Below are 21,289 nucleotides of genomic sequence, written 5' to 3' on the forward strand. Positions count from 1 at the left end.
ATGGTCCAGGGCACCACCTCCGATGCCGGCAAGAGCACCCTGGTGACCGCCCTGTGCCGCTGGCTCAAGCGCCAGGGCGTCAGCGTGGTGCCGTTCAAGCCACAGAATATGGCGCTGAACAGTGCGGTGACCGCCGATGGCGGCGAGATCGGCCGTGCCCAGGCGGTGCAGGCCCAGGCCGCCGGGCTGGCACCGCATACCGACATGAACCCGGTGTTGCTCAAGCCCAATTCCGACACCGGCGCCCAGGTGATCATCCAGGGCCGCGCCGTCGGCAACATGCACGCCGTGGCCTACCACGACTACAAGCGCGTCGCTCGCGAGGCGGTGCTGGCCTCCCACGCGCGCCTGGCTGCGCAGTACCCGGTGGTAATGGTGGAGGGCGCCGGCTCGCCGGCCGAGATCAATCTGCGCGAAGGCGATATCGCCAACATGGGCTTCGCCGAGGCGGTGGATTGCCCGGTGCTGCTGATCGCCGATATCGACAAGGGCGGCGTGTTCGCCCACCTGGTCGGCACCCTGGACCTGCTCTCGCCGAGTGAGCAGGCGCGGATCAAGGGCTTCGTCATCAACCGCTTTCGCGGCGACATCGCCCTGCTGCAGCCCGGGCTGGACTGGCTGGAGCAGCGCACCGGCAAGCCGGTGCTCGGCGTGCTGCCTTACCTGATGGACTTCCACCTGGAGGCCGAGGACGCGGTGCAGGTGCTGCAGCCGGACAAGGAGCGCGAGGTACTGCGCGTGGCCGTGCCGGTGCTGCCGCGGATCAGCAACCACACCGACTTCGACCCGCTGCGCCTGCACCCGCAGGTGGATCTGCAGTTCATTGGCCCCGGTCAGGCCATGCCACCGGCCGACCTGATCATCCTGCCCGGCTCGAAGAGCGTGCGTGCCGACCTGGCACGCCTGCGCGAGCATGGCTGGGACGCCGCCATCGCCCGCCACCTGCGTTACGGCGGCAAGGTCCTCGGCATCTGCGGTGGCCTGCAGATGCTTGGCATGCGCATCGACGACCCCCATGGCCTGGAAGGCGAGGCCGGCAGCAGCACTGGTCTCGGCCTGCTCGACTACGCCACGGTGCTGGAACCGGAGAAGCAGCTGCGCAATGTGCGTGGGCGCCTGAGCCTGGGCGAGCTGGAGGTCAGCGGCTACGAGATTCATGCCGGGGTCAGCCATGGCCCGGCGCTCGCTTCGCCTGCGGTGCAGCTGGATGATGGCCGCCGTGATGGCGCCATCAGCGCCGACGGCCAGATCATGGTCACCTACCTGCATGGCCTGTTCGAGCAACCGGCCGCCTGCGCCGCACTGCTGCGCTGGGCTGGCCTGCGCGAGGCGCGGCAGGTGGATTACCATGCCCGCCGCGAACGCGATATCGAGCGCCTGGCCGACCTGGTCGAGGCGCATCTGGACACCCGCAAGCTCCGCGAGCTATGCGGGCTGTAGCTGTTGTGGGAGCGGCTTCAGCCGCGATGCGGGCTGAACCCGCCCCCGCTGTTTTCCGAGAGGGCTCTTCATGCTTGATCTGATCCTCGGTGGCGCCCGCTCCGGCAAGAGCCGGCTGGCCGAACAACTGGCCCGGCACAGCGGACTGGCCGTCACCTATATCGCCACCAGCCAGGCGCTGGATGGCGAAATGAGCGCACGCATCGCTCATCATCGCGAGCGGCGTCCGGCCGAGTGGGCACTGGTCGAGGAGCCCGTCGAACTGGGCCGGGTGCTGCGCGAACAGGCTGCCCCGGAGCGCTGCCTGCTGGTCGACTGCCTGACCCTGTGGCTGACCAACCTGTTGATGCTGGACGACGACACCCGCCTGGCCATGCAGCGCGATGCCTTTCTGGAGAGCCTGGGCGAGCTGCCGGGACGCATTATCCTGGTCAGCAACGAGACCGGCCTGGGCGTGGTGCCGCTGGGCGAGCTGACCCGCCGCTATGTCGACGAGGCCGGTTGGCTGCACCAGGCCGTGGCCGAACGGGCCGAGCGCGTACAGTTCTGCGTGGCCGGCCTGCCGATGTTGCTCAAGGGAGAGCCGCTATGACCGCTGCACTCTGGTGGCTAGAGCCTTGCCGCCAGCCTGATGCCAGAGCCGAGGCCGCCGCCCTGGCGCGCCAGGCGCAGCTGACCAAACCGACCGGCGCCCTCGGTGCGATGGAGACGCTGGCGGTGCGCCTGGCCGCGTTGCAGGGGCGGGAGAAGCCGGTGATCAACAACCCGCAGCTGGCGCTGTTCGCCGGCGACCACGGGGTGGTGGCCGAGGGCGTGTCTGCCTACCCGCAGGCGGTCACCGCGCAGATGTTGGCCAACTTTGTCAGCGGCGGTGCGGCCGTCAGCGTGCTGGCGCGCGAGCAGGGCATGCCGCTGCGCCTGATCGATCTGGGCACCATCGACCCCGAGCTGGCGCTGCCCGGTGTGCGCCACCTGCGCCTGGGCGCCGGCACCGCCAACTTCGCCGTCGAAGCGGCGATGACTGCCGAGCAATGCAGGGCCGCGCTGCAGGCCGGTCGCGATAGCGTGCTGGAGGCCCAGGCCGCCGGCTGCGACCTGTTCCTCGCCGGCGAGATGGGCATCGGCAATACCAGCGCCGCCACGGCGTTGGCTTGCGCCCTGAGTGATCTGACGCCGATGCAGCTGACCGGCCCCGGCACCGGACTGGATGGCGCCGGCGTGCGTCACAAGCAGGCGGTCATCGAGCGCGCCCTGGTCCTGCATGGCGCGCAGCTGGGTGAGCCGTTCGAAGCCTTGCGCCGGGTTGGCGGCTTCGAGCTGGCGGCCCTGGCTGGAGCCTACCTGACCTGCGCCCAGCTCGGCATCGTGGCCGTGGTCGATGGCTTTATCTGCTCGGCGGCGGCGCTCTGCGCGCTACGCCTGAACCCCAGCGTGCAACCCTGGCTGCTGTTCGCCCATGCCGGCGCCGAGCCGGGCCATGCCGCCGTGCTGGCCGAGCTGGGCGCCGAGCCGTTGCTCGACCTTGGCTTGCGCCTGGGTGAGGGCAGTGGCGCGGCCCTGGCGCTGCCGCTGATCAAGCTGGCCTGTGCGCTGCACGGCAGCATGGCAACCTTTTCCGAAGCACTGGTCGAGGACCGTTCATGACTCTTTTCCTGGATATGCTGCGTCATGGCACCACCGTGGCAGGCCCCGGTTTTCGCGGCAGCAGCGACGATGCCCTCAGCGAGCAGGGTTACCAACAAATGCACGATGCGTTGGCCGGCCAGGCTGGCTGGGACCTGGTGATCAGCTCGCCGCTGCAGCGCTGCGCCGTCTTCGCCGCGCAATATGCCGAAGCCAATAGTCTGCCGCTGCGCATCGAGGCGGACTTGCGCGAGCTGCATTTCGGCGCCTGGGAAGGGCGCAACTCGGCGGAAATCCTGCTGGAAGATCCCGAGGCCCTGGGCCAGTTCTGGAACGATCCCTATGGTTTCACACCGCCCGAAGCCGAGCCGGTGCGTGACTTCGCCAACCGCGTACTCGGCGCTGTCGAGCGTCTGCAGGCTGAGCTGGCGGGCCAGCGGGTGCTGCTGGTGACCCATGGCGGGGTGATGCGTCTGCTGCTGGCGCGTGTCCGTGGCCTGCCGGAAAACCAGCTGCTACAGGTGGAAGTCGGTTATGGCGCGTTGCATCGCCTGCAGGTCGGTGCGGGCCTGGCGTTGAGCGAAGCCTGATGTTGCCGCTGCCGGCGCTCATTGCCCTGCAGTTTCTTACCCGCCTGCCGGTAAGCCTGCCGGGCATGCCTGCGCCCGAGCAGATCGGCCGCTCGCTGCTCTGGTATCCGGCGGTCGGGGTGCTGATTGGCGCACTGCTGCTGGGGTTGCACGCCGTGCTCGGCACGACACCGACCTTGCTGCAGGCGGCGATTCTGCTGGCGGTCTGGGTCGGACTCTCCGGTGGCCTGCATCTCGATGGTCTGGCCGACATGGCGGATGCCTGGGTGGGCGGCTATGGCGACCGTGAGCGCACCCTGGCGATCATGAAGGACCCGCGCAGCGGGCCGATTGCCGTGGTGCTGCTGGTGCTGGTGTTGCTGCTCAAGTTCGCCGCGCTGGTGGTGCTGCTGGAGCAGGGAGCCTGGGCCGGGTTGCTGTTGGCGCCCTGGCTGGGGCGGGCCCTGTTGCCGCTGCTGTTGCTGACCACGCCCTATGTGCGCGCCGGCGGCCTGGGCGCGGCGCTGAGCGAGCATCTGCCGCGTGAGCGCCTGCCCTGGGTGCTGGCTGCGCACGCTCTGGCCATGCTGTTGCTAGGCTGGGGTGCTGTGCTCGCCCTGCTGGTGGCTGCCCTGGTGTTCTGGCGGCTGCGTCGGGCCTTTATCGCTCGCCTGGGCGGCACCACGGGTGATACGGCGGGGGCTCTGCTGGAACTGGTGGAGTGTGCCGTGCTGCTGGCCCTGGCGCTGGTGTAAGCCCTTCCCGCGCGCCATCCGTTCAGCTGTGCTGCCGGCTTGCCCGGCAACTGTATCTGTCTGCTCGCTTGATGCGGGTATATACCTGTATCCATGTTGCCGACCCACTGCCTCTGCACCAAATTGCGCCGCGCCAGTCGTGGTGTGACCCGCCTGTACGACGACGCCCTGGCGCCGGTCGGGCTGAATGCCGCGCAGTTTTCCCTGTTGCGCAATCTGCAGCGCCTCGGGAAGCCAAGCATCACAACCCTGGCCGAGGCCATGGGCCTGGATCGCAGCACCCTGGGGCGCAACCTCAAGGTGGTGCAGGGCATGGGCCTGGTGGATTTTGGCGAAGGAAGCGACCAGCGCAGCCGACAGGTGGCGCTGAGCGAGGCTGGCCAGCGGTTGCTGGAGCAAGGCGCGCCGCTGTGGGAGCAGGCTCAACAGGCACTGGCGAAGCGCCTGGGCGCGGACAAGCGGGCGCAGCTGATGCTGCTGCTCGATGATCTGGAAACCATCGATTGACGGGCGCGGCCCGCGGAGACGACGCAGATGAATGATTCCACGCACGGCGCATCCTGGCGCACGGCGGGCTGGGTGCTCCTCGGCGCATCGCTGGTGTTGGCCTTGTCCCTGGGCATCCGCCACGGCTTCGGCCTGTTCCTGGCGCCGATGAGCAGCGAATACGGTTGGGGCCGCGAAACCTTCGCCTTTGCCATCGCCCTGCAGAACCTGATCTGGGGCCTGGCTCAGCCGGTGACCGGCGCCATCGCCGACCGTTTCGGCGCGCGGCGGGTGATCGTCGTGGGTGGCCTGCTGTACGCCGTCGGCCTGGGGCTGATGGCCGGTTCCGACTCGGCCTGGTCGCTGTCGCTCAGTGCCGGCCTGCTGATCGGTATCGGCCTGTCCGGCACTTCGTTCTCCGTGCTGCTCGGCGTGGTCGGCCGCGCACTGCCGCCAGAGAAGCGCAGCCTGGGCATGGGCATCGCCGCGGCGGCCGGCTCTTTCGGCCAGTTCGCCATGCTGCCGGGCAGCCTGGGGCTGATCGGTTGGCTGGGCTGGTCCTCGGCGCTGTTGGCGCTGGGCCTTCTGGTGGCCCTGATCGCGCCGCTGGCGCTGATGATTCGCGATCAGCCGCTTCCGGCAGCCAGCGGCACCGAGCAAAGCCTGGGCCAGGCGCTGCGCGAGGCTTGCAGTCACTCGGGCTTCTGGCTGCTGGCGCTGGGCTTCTTCGTTTGCGGCTTCCAGGTGGTGTTCATCGGCGTGCACCTGCCGTCCTATCTGGTCGATCAGCATCTGCCGGCAACCGTCGGCACCACGGTGCTGGCGCTGGTGGGGCTGTTCAATATCTTCGGCACCTACGTGGCCGGCTGGCTCGGCGGGCGGATGTCCAAGCCGCGCCTGCTCAGCGGCTTGTACCTGTTGCGCACGCTGGTGATTGTCGCCTTCGTCTACTTGCCGCTGACCGAGTGGAGCGCCTATGCCTTCGGCATGGCCATGGGTTTCCTCTGGCTATCGACCGTTCCGCTGACCAATGGCACGGTGGCCACCCTGTTCGGCGTGCGCAACCTGTCGATGCTCGGTGGCATCGTCTTCCTGTTCCACCAACTGGGCTCCTTCCTTGGCGGCTGGCTGGGTGGCTATCTGTACGACCACACCGGCAGCTACGACGTGGTCTGGCAGTTGGCGATTCTCTTCGGGCTGCTGGCGGCGGCGCTCAACTGGCCGGTGCGTGAGCAGCCGGTGGCGCGCCTGCGCGCCGGGGAGCTGGTGTGAGTCGCAAGGCCCTTGCCAGTGGCGGCCTGCTTCTGTTCGCCGCCCTGCTGGCGCTGGCCTGGTGGGGCTGGAGCCAAGGTGGCCTGGCCTTGCTGCAGATAGGCATGAGCCTGTGCTGAGGATTGCCCGTGAGCGCCTGGGCGAGTAGCGTGGAGGTCTTGCTGCCTTGGAGGTTGTTCCGATGATGACGCGATTCGCCGCGCTTGCTCTATCTCTGTCTGCCATGCCGCTGTGGGCGGCCGAGTGCCCGCCCTTGCTGAAGGATCAGGCGCCACTGCAGCATTTGCGCAGCAAGGAGCAGATCGACTTGTGCCAGCGTTTTGCCGGCAAGCCGCTGGTGGTGGTCAATACCGCCAGCCACTGTGGTTTCACGCCGCAGTTCAAAGGGCTCGAAGCGCTTTACCAGCGCTACAAGGATCAAGGCTTGGAAGTGTTGGGCGTGCCTTCCGATGATTTCCGCCAGGAGGCCGACACCACCGAGGAAACCGCCAAGGTGTGTTTCATCAACTACGGCGTGACCTTCGCCATGAGCGAGCCGCAGCCTGTCAGCGGTGCGAACGCGGTTCCGCTGTTCCGCGAACTGGCCGAACAGAGCAGCGCGCCACGCTGGAATTTCTACAAGTACGTGGTGGGCCGCGACGGCAAGGTAGTCGCCAGCTTCTCCAGCCTGACCAAGCCGGACGACGAGGATCTGATCGCCGCGGTGGAACAGGCCATCGCTCAGCCGCAGGTGCCGGCGACGCAGTAATGCTCAGGCAAGAAAAAGCCGGGCTACTGCCCGGCTTTTTTGTGGCCGCGAACCGCACTTAGAAGCGGTAGGTGGCCTGCACACCCAGGCCGTGGGCGCTGTTGTTGTACTCGGCGCTGAAGCCTGGAGCGATGTCCACGCCAGCCAGTTCGGTGGCTTCCTGGTTGACCTTGGCCGGGTTTTCCTTGAGGTAGGAGTAGGCCACGTCGACGGTCAGGTCGTCGCTGGGCGACCAGCCGGCGCCGATGGAGAACACCTTGCGGTTGCCCACTGGGATGCGCACGGTACGGTGGGCGTTTTCGGCCGGAGACGGGTCCAGAGCCAGGCCGGTACGCAGGACCCACTGCGGATTCAGCTGGTAGGAAGCGCCGATGGCGTAGGACCAGGTGTCGTGCCACTTCAGCTCTTCGGTGACTTCACCCAACAGATTGGCCGGAGTGCCCTCGTTTTCCACGACGATGGCGTCCAGACGGCTCCAGCGCGTCCAGGTGGCGCCGGCGAACAGGGTCCAGCGGTCATCCAGCTGGTAGGCAAAGGAGGTGTCGACGCTTTCCGGTGTGGTGAAGTCCAGAGTGGCGTCATAGCGGCCATTGAACAGACCAATCAGGCCGTTGCCGCCGCTGACCTTGGTACGGCCTTCGAGGGTGTAGTCGACCTTGGAGTGGTAGGTCAGGCCCCAGGTCAGCTGGTCGGTGACATCGACCATCACGCCAGCGTTGAAGCCGTAGCCGACGTCGTCACCCTTGATGCCCAGCTTGGCTTCGCCGGTGCCGCCCACGGCCGTGTTGTCCAGGCGGTTGATCAGGGTGCCCTTGATCTTGTTGATGGTCGGGCCGAAGCCGACAGATACGCGGTCATTGATGCGGTAACTCAGGGTCGGTTGCAGGGTAAGCACTTCCACCTTGCTGGTCAGGCCCTTGTAGCGGCCGCCGAAGCTCTTCTCGTAATCGCTGACGAGTGCATAGGGCACGTAGAAGCCCAGGCCCCAGCTCCACTTGTCGTCAATCGGGCTGGCGTAGTAGCCGAACGGCACGGCGGCGAAGGGCACCATGTCGCCTTCGGCTGTTTCGTCGCTGGCGTCATCGATATCGATTTTGGCGTCGATCACGGCCAGGCCACCCGTGACTTGGGCGCGGTCCAATTTGCTCAGGCCGGCCGGGTTTCCGTACAGCACGGAGGCGTCGTTGGCGGAGGACGCACGACCGGCGAAGGAGGTGCCCATACCGCTGACGCTTTGTTCGTTGATGGCAATTCCGTTGCCCAGGCTGTGAGTGGAGATCGCACTGACGGTCAGGGCGAGAGAGGTCTTCAACCAGAGGTTTTTCATTAGGGTGCTCACGAACGGCTGGAACAAGGGGCGGCAAACTATAGGTTTTGCCATGGCTTGCCAACCGCTCTGGAATGCCTTTTTCGTGAAGATTCGTAATCGTATTGGGGGTGTGCTTTCGGTCTTTTTGTTGACCGCTTAGTCAGTGGTCGTTCAGGCGGCGCGGTACTGTTCGGCAACGCAGTGCTGCCAGGCCTGAATGAAGTCGCGCAAGCGGCCATGCGGACGAAAGACCTGGCGCCAGACCCGGGCCATGCCATGCAGATCATCGGCGGCTGGCAGTGGAGCCTGCTCGGTTTCGATCAGCAGCCAGGCGATGGCGGTGGCGTAACGCAGGTTGACGGCCAGTTCCAGGTGGGGGGCGGCGAGAAAGGCGTGCTGACTGGCCAGGCCACGTACCAAGCTGGCCAGATCCGGGTCGTGCGCCAGGTGTTGGTCCCAGAGCCGGTGATGGCGTGTTTCGCTGATGTGGTAGAGGCCGTGTCCGTGCGGGTCACTGAGGGCATGACCAAGCGCCGACTGGCTTGCGGCACTGCCAAGCAGGAGGGCTTCGGCGCTGGCTGAGTGGCGCCCTAGATAGAGCAGGGTAGGGCGGATGACGTGTTGGCGTAGTTCGCTGGCGGCAATTCCCATAATCCCCTCGCTTAGGGTTCCGGTGGGGCCAGTGCCTGGCAGCTGTTCTTGATTCTAATAAAGGCCCCACCGGGAGCGGGGTTAGCCGCTCGATTTGAAGTGTAGTGCTACAAACCGGTTGTAAAGGGCTGTTTTTAAACTGTTTAAGGCTTTTGGTTGAGGCTTATATACCGGCTAGTGATTAGTGAGCCGTGTTTTGCATAAGGGCTAGCCCCCTGTTGGGTATGAGGGACTTGATGGGTTCGGCCTTCAGGTAGGGAAGGCCACAGCGCCGGCTTTGGTGTTGTTGCCGATGTTTGCTGCACACTGGCGCCGGCTTTGCGCTGCCTTCAGTTGCCTGGCCGACCGTCGGATAGCCACGGCCCGGGCACTTGGTAGTTGATCGCAGCGGCGATGCGCTGCTGCGATCAATCTCGCGGGTTGGCTCAGCGCCCTGGCATCAACATGAGCCGCTTGCTGCCGTAGACCTTGTCGAGGTTACCGCTCTGGAAGGGGAAGCTCATGTAGCCGCCCTTGAGCCAGGCCTCGATGCCGTCGGCGTAGTGCGGGCTGGCCGGGTTGCCGGACTGGCCGGAGCTGTTGACGCCGATCATCGGCTCGGGCAGGCCGAAGTCGACGATGATGCGCATGGCGGGGATCAGCCATACGTCAAAGTTGTTGCCCCATTCGTAGGCGGCTACGTTGAGGGTGCCGTGGTCGCCGCCGGCCGGGTAGGGGCCGCGGTCCAGGTAGCCCTTGATCGAGCCGATCGCGCTGCGCTGGCTGGCGCTCAGGTAGGGCGCCATCTTGGTCGCGTTGCTGGTCCAGCGGTACTGGTGCAGCGCGCCCCACTGCCAGGTGCTGCGGTTGGTGCCGAGTTTGCCTTCCAGGTAGGTGACGGCAGCGGCCAGGCTGCGCGCCATGATTGTCGGCTTGTCTTCCCTCTGCGCGGTCTTTACATCGTCCCAGAACGGACTGTCGTCGCGGCCGAGCAGATGGTCGGCCTGGGCTGAGTAGCTGTTGTTGGCGGTGTCCACCAGGGCTTGCCAGGCCGGCGAGGTTTCCGGGCCCAGTTCATCGAGGAAAGTCTGCCGCGCGCTTTCCTGCAGGAAGGCGCTATACAGCGCTGCGTCGGCCGAGGTGGCGGCCATGCGCCCGTCGAAGGCCATCAGGCGCTGGTAGGCTTCTTCGGCCTTGGCGCGCTCGGCGGCGGGCAGGGCGGCGATGGCCTGCTTCAGTGGCGCGGCCATGTTCGGAGCGTCGAGCATCGCCTGCAGCTTGCCGGCGAAAGGCGTGGTCTGGTCGTACTGCATGGCGATCATGCTTTTCTGGTCATGTCTGCCGGCCCCGGCCAGTTGCGCGATGCGCTCGGCGCGCTCCGGGTAGAACCAGGAGTTGGACAGCTGCATGCCATAGCCACGCGGCACGGTGCGGTGGTTGGCGGTGCCCAGCCAGCCCTGCATAGGGTCCTGATCGTAAGGGTGCAGCATGGGGTCGGCGTAACCGTCCCATTCGTAGGCGCCGTCCCAGCCGGGCGAAGGCACCAGGCCGGTGCCCTGCTTGCGGTTGGGGTAGCGGCCGGTGACCTGCCAGCCGATGTGCCGGACGTCGGCGAACACGATGTTCAGGGCCATGGCGCGCACGTCGCGGGTGGCTTCGAAGGCCTGCTCCACCGACTGCGCGCGGGACAGGTCGAAGAAGGCGTCGATCGAGCGATCCGCCTCGTTTTGAATGGTGCGCAGCGCCAGGCCGTAACCGCTGGTGAACGGCAACGGTTGCAGCGGCATCTTGCGTTCGCCCAGGGCGGAGTTGAGCAGCGGGCCGTGGCGGGTTTCCCAGATGGTCTCGCGGATCGGTCGCTGGCCACGGATGAAGAAGGTCTCCTGACGTTCGCGCGCCGGCTGCCATTTGCCGTCTGCCAGGTAATAGAGACGGCCACCTTCCTGTTTGACCTTTTCCAGGTACAGGTCCTGGTTGTCGCTCATGACCATGGTCATGCCCCAGGCGAGCTTGCCGTTGAAGCCGGCGACCACGGCCGGCACCCCGGCGATGGAGACGCCGGCGGCCTGGAATTTCGGCGAGCGGATCTGCACGAAATTCCACACCGAGGGCATCGACAGCGGCAGGTGGGTATCGTTGGCCAGCAGGCTCTTGCCGCTGTGGCTGTTCTGCGGGGCGATGGCCCAGTTGTTGGAAGCGGCGACGCCGAGCATGTTCAGTGCCGCGACCTGGCCGGCGGCGTCATTCACTGCGGCCAGTCCCGGAATCTTGCCGGCCAGGCTCAGGCCGCGCAGTTTTTCGGCTTCCTCGAAGGGCAGCGGCTCGTCGGGGTAGGTGGGCAGCAGCCAGGCCAGTTTGTCGGCGCCGACCTTGCCTGCCAGGGTGAGGGCGGCGATTTCTTCCTGCAGGTTCACTGACAGACCGAAGTTGAGCAGGCTGAACAGCAGCACCGAGTCTTCCGGCTTCCAGTAGGCCGGGCGGTAGCCGCTCTCGGCCAGGTCCATCGGCAACTTGTCCCGGTAGCGGAACAGGTAGGCGTTGACGCCGCGGGCGTAGACCTCGAAGAACTTCTTGATCCGCGGTGAGGCATTTTTGTACAGCAACTCGGACTGGGCACGCAGGTTGACCGTGCGCATGAAACGGTCGATTTCCAGCACGCCCGGGCCGTTCATCTCCGCCAGGCGGCCCTCGGCCAGCAGGCGCATGCCGACCATCTGGCTCAGGCGGTCGGCAGCATGCACGTAGCCCAGGGTGAACAGGGCGTCATGGAAGGTGGTGGTCTCGATCAGCGGCATGCCCAGCGCGTTGCGCCGTACCACCACGCTCTGCGCCAGACCCTGGACGCGGACGATGCCCTGGTCGGGGTGCACGCTGTCGGCATAACGACTGTTGAGAAATGACTGGCAGCCGCCGAGCAGCAGGCTGCTACCCAGGGTGGCGAGGACGGTAAGACGAAGGAAGCGCGAACCCATGACTGGCTCCTGGCGCGGGAGACGGATGATGGGTGCGAATTGTAGAGGGCGAACGTGAAGCAGAGTAGGGGCGGACAGGGCGGTAAGCCCTGTCGACCATCAGTTCAGATCAGGCGCCGTGGCACTTCTTGAACTTCTTCTGGCTGCCACAGGGGCAAGGATCGTTGCGACCGACTTCCTTCAGCGGATTGCGCACCGGCTCCTGGTGGTGATGGTTGCAGTGCGGGCCGTGCACGTGACCGTCGTCATGATGATGATCGTGGTCGTGGTTGCAGTCGGGGCCGTGGACGTGGGGTTGCTGAGTCATGACGCTCACTCCGGGATGTAATCGCCGGGGATTATCTCGCCATTGCGCTGCAGATGCACGTTGCGACCGAACAGCCAGCTGCCGGCCTTGACCTCACCGCGCAGCTGGTAGCGGATGGCTTGTTCGGGGTTTTCCAGGGACTTGACCAGTTTTTTGAGGTGACGCCAGAGATTGGTGCGCACCGCCACCTCGTAGTCGCTGCGGCCATGCGCAGGTACCTCGATGGAGCGGCTGGACTCGCCGTTTGCTAGTGGTACACCGTTGAGCTGTATGTCGTAGATCAGGCCGCGAATAACCAGCGCCGTGTCGTTGGGGTTGTCGATGCGAAAGCGCAGGCTGAAGCGTTGCTCGTGCAGGCGCGCTTTAATCACGTCGACCTTGACCAGATGGACGTGAGGATCCTGAAAATCGCTGGCAAACCAACTGGCACAGCCACTCAGGCTGGTTGCCAGAAGCATCAGCAATGTCAGGGCGATAGTTGTTGTATGTGGCGCCCGTATAAGCATCGAGAAACTCCAATGGTTGCCGCAGTGTAACAAGCGTGTACTGGCTGGCTAGCTGCAGTGCAGGGAAAAACTGCGCCATACTGAAGCCCGAATTGGACGGGAGTGTGACCATGAGTCTGTACGAGATTGCCTTCTCCGGGCAGTTGGTGCCCGGAGCTGCCGTGGAGCAGGTGAAGGCGAACCTGGCGCGTCTGTTCCAGGCTGACGAGCAGCGCATTGCCTTGCTGTTCTCCGGACGGCGCATCGTGATCAAAAGCGGGCTGGATGCCGCGGGTGCCGAGAAGTATCGCTCGACCATGGAGCGCGCCGGTGCAATAGCCCTGGTTCAGGCGCTGCAGGTGGAGGAGGTGGATATGGCGCCGCCACCTGCCGTGCCGGAGCCTGCAACTGCTCCCGCCCCTGCTCCTGCTTCGACGAGTGGCAGTACTCGGGTAATCCCGCGCGATGAATACATGGCGGCTTTTAGCGAAGTCGAAGCGCCGGATTTCGGCATTGCCCCGGTCGGCGCCGATTTGCAGGATGCCAGGCCACCAGCGCAGGCGCCGCAGGTTGATATGTCGCAGTTCAGTCTGGCACCGGTCGGCAGTGATATGGGGCAGGCCAAGAATGCTCCGCCAGCGCCTCCACCGGATACTTCGCACCTCAAGCTGCAGGAATAAACACCGAGGCCCGCTGATGCGGGCCTCGTGCTATGGCGTGGTTTGGTCTGTGCCTGATCTGGGCCAGATTGCACTCCCGGAGCGGCATGCAGGTCTGGTAACCGACTATTGGCGGCGCTGTACAGCCTCTGTTGAGGGGCGATGGCAGGTTCTGGTCTATGTCGGCGTGCACCGCGGCCATCTGCCGTTGCTGGCGCATACGCTTCTCTCCGTTGTTTACCGAAGGCGTTTCTTCTAGCTCATATACGCGCTGCAGCACTTCTTGAATTTCTGCCCGCTGCCGCAGGGGCAGGCGTCATTGCGGCCCACCTTGAGGGCGACGGTTGGATCAATGAAATACCAGCGCCCGTTGCGCTGCACGAAGGCTGAGCGTTCGCGATGACTGTGCTGGCTGGTGCCGTCGTGCCAGCTGGCGGTGAACGTCACGAAGGCGTGCTCTGGTTGTGCGCCAATCACCTCGCTGCTTTCCACCTCCAGCCCGAGCCAGGTACTGCCCAGGCTCCAGGCGCGAATGCCGGCCAGATCCAGACCGCTCTGCTGGGCGGGGAGGGTGGTGTCGCGCAGATAGTCAATCAGGCCCAGTACATAGGCGCTGTAGCGTGAGCGCATCAGGGCCTCTGCGCTGGGAGCGGGAGTGCCCTGGTGATATTTGTCGCAACAGGCTTCCAGCGGGTCGCCGCTACCGCAGTGGCACGTCTGGTTCATGGAGTTACCACCAGTATTTGCCGAAGTTTTCCGGGTTGGCCCAGAACTTGGCATTCAGCCAGTCGGGTACCTGTTTGTAATCATGCAGGTCGTAGGTGAACAGGTGCAGCACCTGCTCGTCCCGCTTGAAGCGCTCGCTGTCCTGCAGGGCCAGGGCGAAGAAATCGGTTTCTTCCCAGTCGCAGGCGTCCAGGTCAACCAGCACGGCCAGCCTGCTGGCATTGAGGTTGCGAATACCACCCAGCAGTTCCAATGCGGTGCGTTTGGGCAGGTGCTCCAGACAATCCACGATCAGTGCTAGGTCGTAGCGCTGGGCTGCCAGTTCAGCCGGCAATGCGCCGGCATCGGCATGGGCCAGTACGGACCCTGGGTGAGCCTGGTGAAATGCTTCCAGGGCAGGCAATTGGCTGGCGCCTACCAGTAGCATGCGCTGCGGCACGTGGTGATCGAGCAGCGCTGCAAGTGACTGTTGGGGGGTGCGGGGGGATAGATTCTGACTCATCGACGGGTTCCCTAGAGCGAACAGCAAGCCTATCGCGTCGAGAAAATTTGGCCTAGCTGTGGAAGTAGGCCCGGAAACTGCCTATAACTAGCGGATAGTAAGGAAGCGATCTTTACTTCTTTGCTGTCGGTTCCATGCCGATTTCCCTCAGGAGACCTAAGAAATGAGTATCACAAGGAAAGCAGTACCTCTGATCCTGGCAAGCGGCCTGTTGACCGGTTGTGCCGGTATTCAGAAAACCGATTGGCCAACCTGCGCCGCCGTTGGCGGTGTGACAGGCGCAGCGCTGGGCGCTATTGAAAGTTCCGAATGGGCGGGTGGTGGTGCCCTGTTGGGTGCTGGCCTGGCCGCAGCCTATTGCTGGGTGCATGGCGCCGAGGAGCAGGTTGTTGTCGAGGAAGTAGTGGTTGAAGAAGTCGTTCCAGAGCCTGCCGAGCCGGTACGTGTCGAGCTGGACGTCAAGTTCGACTTCGACAAGGCAGTGGTCAAGGAAGAAAGCCAAGGCGACATCAAGTCCCTGGCCGACTTCATGAGCCAGTACCCGCAAACCACTACCGTGGTTGAAGGTCACACTGACTCCGTCGGTACCGATGCCTACAACCAGGGCCTGTCCGAGCGCCGTGCCAACGCCGTGCGCGACGTACTGGTCGATCAGTATGGCGTAGGTGCCGATCGTGTGAGCTCGGTGGGCTATGGCGAAAGCCGTCCGGTGGCTGACAACGCCACTGCAGAGGGTCGTGCCATCAACCGTCGCGTTGAGGCCGAAGTAGAAGCTCGCCCCTAAGTAACCGAGGCCCGGAATGACGACTGTCGATAGGTCGTCAACCGGGCGTTGGCTTGTACACTTTGGGGGACGGGTCTTTACTCCTGTGTTACCGGTAGTTAACCGGTGACACAGGAGATCCCCGCCATGAGAACAAGACTCTCAAGGGCTGCAGTACCCCTTCTCTTGGTCAGCAGTGTTCTTTCTGGTTGTACCACGACTTCCAGTACGGGAGACGCGCCACTCAACCAAGGGAACTGGCCTATTTGCACCGTGCTGGGCGGCTTAGCCGGCGGTGGTCTTGGTGCAATCGAAAGTTCTACCTGGGCAGCTGGAGGTGCAGTGGCTGGTGCCATTATCGGCACTCTGGTTTGCTATGCCCAGGATGGTGACGAGGATGGCGATGGTGTACATGACCGTCGTGATCGTTGCCCCGAAACGCCTCCCAACACTGAAGTGCGTCATAACGGCTGTCCGCTGCCGGAATATCCGGATACTGCGGCGCCCATGGAGCCGATTGTCGAAGCGACTGACGCGGTACGTGTCGAGTTGGATGTCAAATTCGACTTCGACAAGTCTGTGGTCAAGGAAGACAGCATGGCCGATATCCAGAGCCTGGCTGACTTCATGAAGCAGTACCCGCAGACCTCTACCGTGGTCGAAGGCCATACCGACTCCGTAGGCTCAGATGCCTACAACCAAGGACTCTCCGAGCGCCGTGCCAATGCGGTGCGTGACGTACTGGTCAACCAGTATGGCGTGGAGGGTGACCGGGTGTCGTCGGTGGGTTATGGCGAGTCCAGGCCGGTTGCCGACAATGAAACCGACGAGGGTCGAGCGGTCAATCGCCGAGTGGAGGCGGCGGTCGAGGCGCAGCCATGAGTCGCCACGTTTGTTAGTGCAAGTTACTCCTGCGCTACCCTTGCTCGGTAGCGCAGGAGCTTTTGATCAGAAGCCCGGTCGGGCTGCCGCAATGGCAACCAGAGCCAGTCCCACCAACAGGTTGCTGCCTACCAGGCGGCGAATGCGCCCCAATATTTCGCCACCTTGCGGCCATTGCTGAGACTCAACTGCACGCTTGAGTTGAGGGTATTGCAGCAACTGGATTCGCAGGAACAGTGCCAGCATCACCAGGTACAGCCCCATCATGATCTGCACATAACGCGGGGCGGCTTCGAAGCCGGCGAAGCGCAGATGCAGCATGCCCATGCCGGAAATCGGCAGGACCAGCACGGCGATCCACACCCAAAGGAAGAAGCGACGGAACCTTCCTGCCACAGGCTCAAGCGTTCCGGAGCCTGCAGTTTGGCCATCGCGGCCGGACGCAGAATCATCCAGGCGAAGAACATGCCGCCAACCCAGATCAGGGCGGCCAGGGTGTGTAGGGAGTAAAGGGCAGCGAATACGGTCATCGGCAGGCTCCGGTTAACGATGGCGCGCGAGCATAACCTATCGGTAAACTACTGAAAATTTATCCAGCCTTTCGCGCCCATGCTCAGCACCGAACTCAAGTCCCAGATCCAGGGCGCCTATAGCCGTTTTCTCGAAGCCAAGGGGCTCAAGGCCCGTTATGGCCAGCGCCTGATGATCGCCGAGGTGGCGAAGGTGCTCGGCACGATCAAGGCCAACGAGGAAGGTCAGCGTGACGGCGAGCCGGCCGTGGTGGCGGTGGAGGCGGGTACTGGTACCGGAAAGACGGTGGCTTACAGCTTGGCTGCTATTCCTTCCGCCAAGGCCGCCGGCAAGCGCCTGGTGATCGCTACTGCGACTGTGGCGCTGCAGGAGCAGATCGTGCACAAGGACCTGCCGGACCTGATGCGCAACGCTGGCCTGCAGTTCAGCTTCGCCTTGGCCAAAGGCCGGGGCCGCTACCTGTGCCTGTCCAAACTGGACATGCTGCTGCAGGAAGGCCAGGCACAGAGTGCCACCGCGCAGATGTTCGAGGAGGAAGGCTTCCGCATCGACGTCGACGAGCAGAGCCAGAAGCTCTACAGCAAGATGATCGAGAAGCTCGCGGGCAACCGCTGGGACGGCGACCGCGACAGCTGGCCCGAGGAGCTGGAAGATCAGATCTGGAGCACCCTGACCACCGACCACAGTCAATGCACCAATCGCCACTGCCCGAACTTCCAGCAATGCGCCTTCTACAAGGCGCGCGAGGGCATGACCAAGGTCGACGTGATCGTCACCAACCACGACATGGTCCTGGCCGACCTGGCCCTGGGCGGCGGCGCCGTGCTGCCTGACCCGCGCGAAACCCTCTACGTGTTCGACGAAGGCCACCATCTGCCGGACAAGGCCATCGGTCACTTCGCCCACTTCACCCGCTTGCGCAGCACTGCCGACTGGCTCGGCCAGGTGGAGAAGAACCTGACCAAGTTGCTGGCCCAGCATCCGCTGCCTGGTGACCTCGGCCGCCTTATCGAGCAGGTGCCCGAGCAGGCGCGCGAGTTGCGTACCCAGCAGCAGTTCATGTTCAGCGCCTGCGAACAGCTGGCCGATTTCCGCGCCGGCGAGGACATGGAGGGTCGTGAGCGGCCGCGCCATCGCTTCGAGGGCGGCCTGGTGCCGGAGCACCTGCGCGAGCTGGGCATCGAGCTGAAGAAAGGCTTCGCCAAACTCACCGACGTGTTCACCCGCCTCACCGAACTGCTCAAGCAGGCCATGGACGACGAGGGCACCAGCCTCGGCCTGGCCAGCCACCAGGCCGAGGAGTGGTACCCACTGTTCGGCAGCCTGCTGGCTCGCGCTCAGGGCAACTGGGAGCTGTGGACCGCCTTTACCGTCGAGGACCCTGAGGACAGCCCGCCCATGGCACGCTGGTTGACCCTGGCCGAAAGCGGTGCGGCTTTCGATATCGAGGTCAACGCCAGCCCGATCCTGGCCGCCGAGACCTTGCGTCGCAATCTGTGGAACGTTGCCTACGGTGCCCTGGTGACCTCGGCCACCCTGACCGCGCTGGGCACCTTCGACCGCTTCCGCATGCGCTCCGGCTTGCCCAAGGCGGCCGTGACCGCCGTAGTGCCCAGTCCGTTCCACCATGCCGACGCCGGCCTGCTGCGGGTGCCGGACCTCAAGGCCGACCCGCGTGACGCCGCCGCCCACACCGCAGCCATCATTCGCGACCTGCCGGAACTGGTGAAAGGCGCACGTGGCACCCTGGTGCTGTTCTCCTCGCGCAAGCAGATGCAGGACGTGTTCGACGGCCTCGATCGCGACTGGCGCAAGCGTGTACTGATCCAGGGCAACCTGTCCAAACAGGAAACCCTGAACAAGCACAAGGCGCGGGTCGACGACGGCGAGGAGAGTGTGCTGTTCGGTCTGGCCAGTTTCGCCGAGGGTGTCGACCTGCCCGGCGCCTACTGCGAACATGTGGTGATCGCCAAGATTCCCTTCGCCGTGCCGGACGACCCGGTGGAGGCGGCTCTGGCCGAGTGGATCGAAGCGCGCGGCGGCAACCCGTTCATGGAGATTGCCGTGCCCGATGCCTCGCTGCGCCTGATCCAGGCCTGCGGTCGCCTGCTGCGTACCGAGGCGGATCGCGGCACCATCACCCTGCTGGATCGGCGAGTGGTGACTCAGCGCTACGGCAAGGCCATCCTCAACGCGCTGCCTCCGTTTCGCCGCGAGATTGCCTGAAGCGGGGTGGCATCTACTGTCCCGGCTGTTGTCTACTTGGGCATCTTCCGGAGAGCACGCTTGATGATTCGCCGTTCCTTGCCCTTAATTTTCAGCCTTATCTGTGCCGCGCCAGTGGGCGCGGTCGCCGCGAACCAGACCACTCTGCTCAGTTTCGTAAAACCTACCGATGTCGTAAGCGTCGATAGCAGCGCCGCCAGTTTTCCCGAACTGACTGCCGAACCCACGCCCGAAGGTGAAGTGCTGCGCCGCTTTACGTTCACGGCAGCCAAGCAGCCGAGCCTGCGCCTGTCGCCGCAGAAGGGCGATTGGGACTGGTCGCAGCAGGGGGCCATGAGCCTGCGCCTGCAGAACGCCATGGACTGGGCGCTGACCTTGCATGTGCGCATCGAAAGCCGCGATGGCAAAGCGTTGTACAGCCGCATCGCGCTGCCAGCCGGGCCGGCGCAAACCCTGCTGGTACCGTTGACGGCAACTTCGCCGCTCGCGCGCGGCATGCGCGCCGGCCCACCGATGCCGATGAGCCTGGGCGACCAGCGCGTACTCCTGGCTGAAAACGTCAGTGGCGAGCTGAGTCGCGACAAGGTCAGCGCTGTAACCTTTTATCTCGACAATCCGGACTCGCCGCACAGTATCCTTTTGGGCCGCTTTGGCGTTAGTACCGATGATCTGCAAGCGCAGGCCTATAACGGCCTGATCGATGGCTGGGGGCAGTATGCCCATGGCCAGTGGCCGGGCAAGATCGAGCGGGATCAGCAGTTGCGTGAAGGTGCTCAGGGCGAGCGCGAACAACTCAAGGCCTGGTTGGGCCAGCGTCCGCAGCAGGACAAGTTCGGCGGTTGGCTGGGCGCTGCGACACGCTTCGAGGCGGCGGGCTTTTTCCGTGTCGAGAAGCGTGACGGTCGCTGGTTCCTGGTCAGTCCGGAGGGCAATCCGTTCTACTCGCTGGGTGTCAACGCCGTCAGCGCCTGGCAGAGCCAGACCTATGTAGAGGGTCGCGAGAGCCTGTTCACCAACCTGCCCAAGGACGGCGAGCCACTCGCGACTTATTACGGCACGCGGGATAGTCGCAGCACCAACGGTGCCAATCGCGGCAGGGCCTTCGACCATGGTCGCTGGTTCGATTTCTACCGCGCCAACCTGCAGCGCAGCTACGCCGAACCTTGCCCGGTGGTAGCGCCTCCGCTGGCCGCGACACCGGCCCCGGCGGAGCCGACTCCTTGCCCGCCAGCCGGGTTTGACGAGGTGCGCTGGGCGCAGCATGCCGTCGATCGTCTGCAAGCCTGGGGCTTCAACAGCCTGGGTAACTGGAGCGACGACAGTCTGGTGGCGACCAAGCGCATCCCCTACAGCATTCCGCTGTCGATTTCCGGCGACTACGCGACCATCAGCACCGGGCACGACTGGTGGGGCGGCATGCCCGATCCCTTCGATCCGCGTTTTGCCATGGCCGCCGAGCGCGCCATCGCCATCGCCACCCGTGACCGCCGTGACGATCCCTGGCTGCTGGGTTATTTCGCCGATAACGAACTGGCCTGGGCGGCACCGGGTGACGGGCCTCGTGCCCGTTATGCCCTGGCCTACGGCACCTTGCGCCTGAGCACGGATGTGCCGGCCAAGCGCGCCTTCCTCAAGCAGTTGCGTGACAAGTACCGCAACGAGGCGGGGCTGTCGAAAGCCTGGGGCATTCAACTCAAGGCCTGGGAGCTGATGGAGGATCCGGGTTTCGAAGCACCTTTGCCGAGTGCCGCTTATCCGCAGATCGAGGCCGATCTGCAGGCATTCCAGCGCCTGTTTGCGGAGACCTATTTCAAGACCATCGCCGACTCCCTGAAGTGGCATGACCCCAACCACCTGCTGCTGGGCGGGCGTTTCGCCATTTCCACGCCGGAAGCGGTGGCCGCCTGCGCGCAGTTCTGTGATGTGCTCAGCTTCAACCTCTATACCGCCGAGCCGCAGCAGGGCTATGACTTCGCCGCCTTGCAGGCGCTGGACAAGCCGTTATTGATCAGCGAATTCCACTTTGGCTCGCGCGATCGTGGGCCTTTCTGGGGTGGTGTCAGCGAGGTGGCGCGCGAGGAGGAGCGTGGCCCGGCTTATGCCCGCTTCCTCAAACGCGCACTGGACGAGCCGGTGATCGTTGGCGTGCATTGGTTCCAGTACCTGGATCAGCCTGCCAGCGGTCGTTTGCTCGACGGCGAGAACGGCCACCTGGGGCTGGTGGCCATCACCGATCGTCCCTGGCAGGGCTTCGTCGAAGCCGTGCGGGCGGCCAACCTGGCGGTGCCCGAGAAATTGCTGGCAGCTCCTGTGGCTGCGGCTAAACCGTGAGCCATGCCCGGTTTCTCAGGCCAACCCGCACCGTTGGTCTGAGGAAGCCGCTTGGGCAGATGGCCAGGATTCC

The 21,289-nt window shown here is 64.6% G+C and carries 20 protein-coding genes and 2 pseudogenes; 14 read left to right on the forward strand and 8 right to left on the reverse strand.

The window, feature by feature from the left end; genetic code table 11:
• The 9 genes from ACF8C6_RS00930 (at position 1) to ACF8C6_RS00970 (ending at position 6,893) form a co-directional block, all read left to right on the forward strand.
• Positions 1-1,440 carry a cobyric acid synthase gene (locus ACF8C6_RS00930; RefSeq protein WP_392497866.1) on the forward strand — a complete coding sequence of 480 codons (1,440 nt, stop codon included), beginning with the start codon at positions 1-3 and terminating at the stop codon, positions 1,438-1,440.
• Positions 1,441-1,510: 70 nt separating this feature from the next.
• A complete protein-coding gene (cobU, locus tag ACF8C6_RS00935; protein ID WP_392497595.1) occupies positions 1,511-2,032 on the forward strand; it encodes a bifunctional adenosylcobinamide kinase/adenosylcobinamide-phosphate guanylyltransferase in 522 nt (173 codons plus the stop codon).
• Entirely contained in the window at positions 2,029-3,084 is a 1,056-nt protein-coding gene (gene cobT / locus ACF8C6_RS00940) for a nicotinate-nucleotide--dimethylbenzimidazole phosphoribosyltransferase (RefSeq protein ID WP_392497596.1), read from the forward strand. The genes cobU and cobT overlap by 4 nt, the downstream gene beginning before the upstream one ends.
• Positions 3,081-3,653: an alpha-ribazole phosphatase family protein gene (gene cobC / locus ACF8C6_RS00945; RefSeq protein ID WP_392497597.1), complete on the forward strand. Its 573-nt coding sequence runs from the start codon at positions 3,081-3,083 to the stop codon at positions 3,651-3,653. The genes cobT and cobC overlap by 4 nt, the downstream gene beginning before the upstream one ends.
• On the forward strand, positions 3,653-4,387 hold the full coding sequence (locus ACF8C6_RS00950) for an adenosylcobinamide-GDP ribazoletransferase (protein ID WP_392497598.1): 735 nt from the start codon (positions 3,653-3,655) through the stop codon (positions 4,385-4,387). The genes cobC and ACF8C6_RS00950 overlap by 1 nt, the downstream gene beginning before the upstream one ends.
• Before the next feature lie 93 nt (positions 4,388-4,480).
• Positions 4,481-4,894, forward strand: coding sequence for a MarR family winged helix-turn-helix transcriptional regulator (locus ACF8C6_RS00955; protein ID WP_392497599.1), 414 nt, complete (start codon positions 4,481-4,483; stop codon positions 4,892-4,894).
• Positions 4,895-4,921: 27 nt separating this feature from the next.
• Positions 4,922-6,145, forward strand: a complete 1,224-nt coding sequence (locus tag ACF8C6_RS00960) for an MFS transporter (protein ID WP_392497600.1) — start codon at positions 4,922-4,924, stop codon at positions 6,143-6,145.
• Entirely contained in the window at positions 6,142-6,264 is a 123-nt protein-coding gene (locus ACF8C6_RS00965; protein ID WP_392497876.1) for a hypothetical protein, read from the forward strand. Before ACF8C6_RS00960 ends, ACF8C6_RS00965 begins: the two co-directional genes overlap by 4 nt.
• Before the next feature lie 62 nt (positions 6,265-6,326).
• Positions 6,327-6,893 carry a glutathione peroxidase gene (locus ACF8C6_RS00970; protein ID WP_392497601.1) on the forward strand — a complete coding sequence of 189 codons (567 nt, stop codon included), beginning with the start codon at positions 6,327-6,329 and terminating at the stop codon, positions 6,891-6,893.
• 58 nt (positions 6,894-6,951) lie between these two features.
• Here the strand turns inward: ACF8C6_RS00970 and ACF8C6_RS00975 are convergent, their stop codons facing one another.
• From ACF8C6_RS00975 to ACF8C6_RS00995, 5 genes are all read right to left on the reverse strand, one after another.
• A complete protein-coding gene (locus tag ACF8C6_RS00975; protein WP_392497602.1) occupies positions 6,952-8,220 on the reverse strand; it encodes an OmpP1/FadL family transporter in 1,269 nt (422 codons plus the stop codon).
• A gap of 153 nt (positions 8,221-8,373) precedes the next feature.
• Positions 8,374-8,853: a hypothetical protein gene (locus tag ACF8C6_RS00980; protein ID WP_277689823.1), complete on the reverse strand. Its 480-nt coding sequence runs from the start codon at positions 8,851-8,853 to the stop codon at positions 8,374-8,376.
• A gap of 425 nt (positions 8,854-9,278) precedes the next feature.
• Positions 9,279-11,804, reverse strand: coding sequence for a penicillin acylase family protein (locus tag ACF8C6_RS00985; RefSeq protein ID WP_392497603.1), 2,526 nt, complete (start codon positions 11,802-11,804; stop codon positions 9,279-9,281).
• Positions 11,805-11,913: 109 nt separating this feature from the next.
• On the reverse strand, positions 11,914-12,111 hold the full coding sequence (locus ACF8C6_RS00990) for an SEC-C metal-binding domain-containing protein (RefSeq protein WP_021701673.1): 198 nt from the start codon (positions 12,109-12,111) through the stop codon (positions 11,914-11,916).
• A gap of 5 nt (positions 12,112-12,116) precedes the next feature.
• Positions 12,117-12,617 carry an LEA type 2 family protein gene (locus ACF8C6_RS00995; RefSeq protein WP_392497604.1) on the reverse strand — a complete coding sequence of 167 codons (501 nt, stop codon included), beginning with the start codon at positions 12,615-12,617 and terminating at the stop codon, positions 12,117-12,119.
• Positions 12,618-12,727: 110 nt separating this feature from the next.
• Here ACF8C6_RS00995 and ACF8C6_RS01000 point away from each other — a divergent pair, with 110 nt between their 5' ends.
• Positions 12,728-13,276: a hypothetical protein gene (locus tag ACF8C6_RS01000; protein WP_392497605.1), complete on the forward strand. Its 549-nt coding sequence runs from the start codon at positions 12,728-12,730 to the stop codon at positions 13,274-13,276.
• 234 nt (positions 13,277-13,510) lie between these two features.
• Here the strand turns inward: ACF8C6_RS01000 and ACF8C6_RS01005 are convergent, their stop codons facing one another.
• Together ACF8C6_RS01005 and ACF8C6_RS01010 are read right to left on the reverse strand one after the other, a co-directional pair.
• Positions 13,511-13,981 (reverse strand): YchJ family protein, encoded by a 471-nt coding sequence (locus ACF8C6_RS01005; protein WP_277689819.1) that lies wholly within the window; start codon positions 13,979-13,981, stop codon positions 13,511-13,513.
• A gap of 4 nt (positions 13,982-13,985) precedes the next feature.
• A complete protein-coding gene (locus ACF8C6_RS01010) occupies positions 13,986-14,483 on the reverse strand; it encodes a DUF6231 family protein (RefSeq protein ID WP_392497606.1) in 498 nt (165 codons plus the stop codon).
• Positions 14,484-14,904: 421 nt separating this feature from the next.
• On the opposite strand from ACF8C6_RS01010, the pseudogene ACF8C6_RS01015 reads away from it, so the two are divergent.
• Both ACF8C6_RS01015 and ACF8C6_RS01020 read left to right on the forward strand, forming a co-directional pair.
• Positions 14,905-15,267 (forward strand): annotated as a pseudogene (locus ACF8C6_RS01015) (OmpA family protein); the annotation flags it as partial.
• Between the two features lie 126 nt (positions 15,268-15,393).
• Positions 15,394-16,128, forward strand: coding sequence for an OmpA family protein (locus ACF8C6_RS01020; RefSeq protein ID WP_392497607.1), 735 nt, complete (start codon positions 15,394-15,396; stop codon positions 16,126-16,128).
• 66 nt (positions 16,129-16,194) lie between these two features.
• Here the strand turns inward: ACF8C6_RS01020 and ACF8C6_RS01025 are convergent.
• A pseudogene (locus ACF8C6_RS01025) lies at positions 16,195-16,658 on the reverse strand (CopD family protein).
• A 79-nt stretch (positions 16,659-16,737) separates the two neighbouring features.
• Between ACF8C6_RS01025 and dinG the strand changes: the two are divergent.
• Positions 16,738-18,885, forward strand: coding sequence for an ATP-dependent DNA helicase DinG (gene dinG / locus ACF8C6_RS01030; protein WP_392497608.1), 2,148 nt, complete (start codon positions 16,738-16,740; stop codon positions 18,883-18,885).
• 63 nt (positions 18,886-18,948) lie between these two features.
• Positions 18,949-21,216, forward strand: a complete 2,268-nt coding sequence (locus ACF8C6_RS01035) for a beta-agarase (protein WP_392497609.1) — start codon at positions 18,949-18,951, stop codon at positions 21,214-21,216.
• Positions 21,217-21,289: the final 73 nt, after the last annotated feature.

Origin of the sequence: Pseudomonas sp. zbq_18, from assembly GCF_043102245.1 — a bacterium.
Lineage (GTDB): Bacteria > Pseudomonadota > Gammaproteobacteria > Pseudomonadales > Pseudomonadaceae > Aquipseudomonas.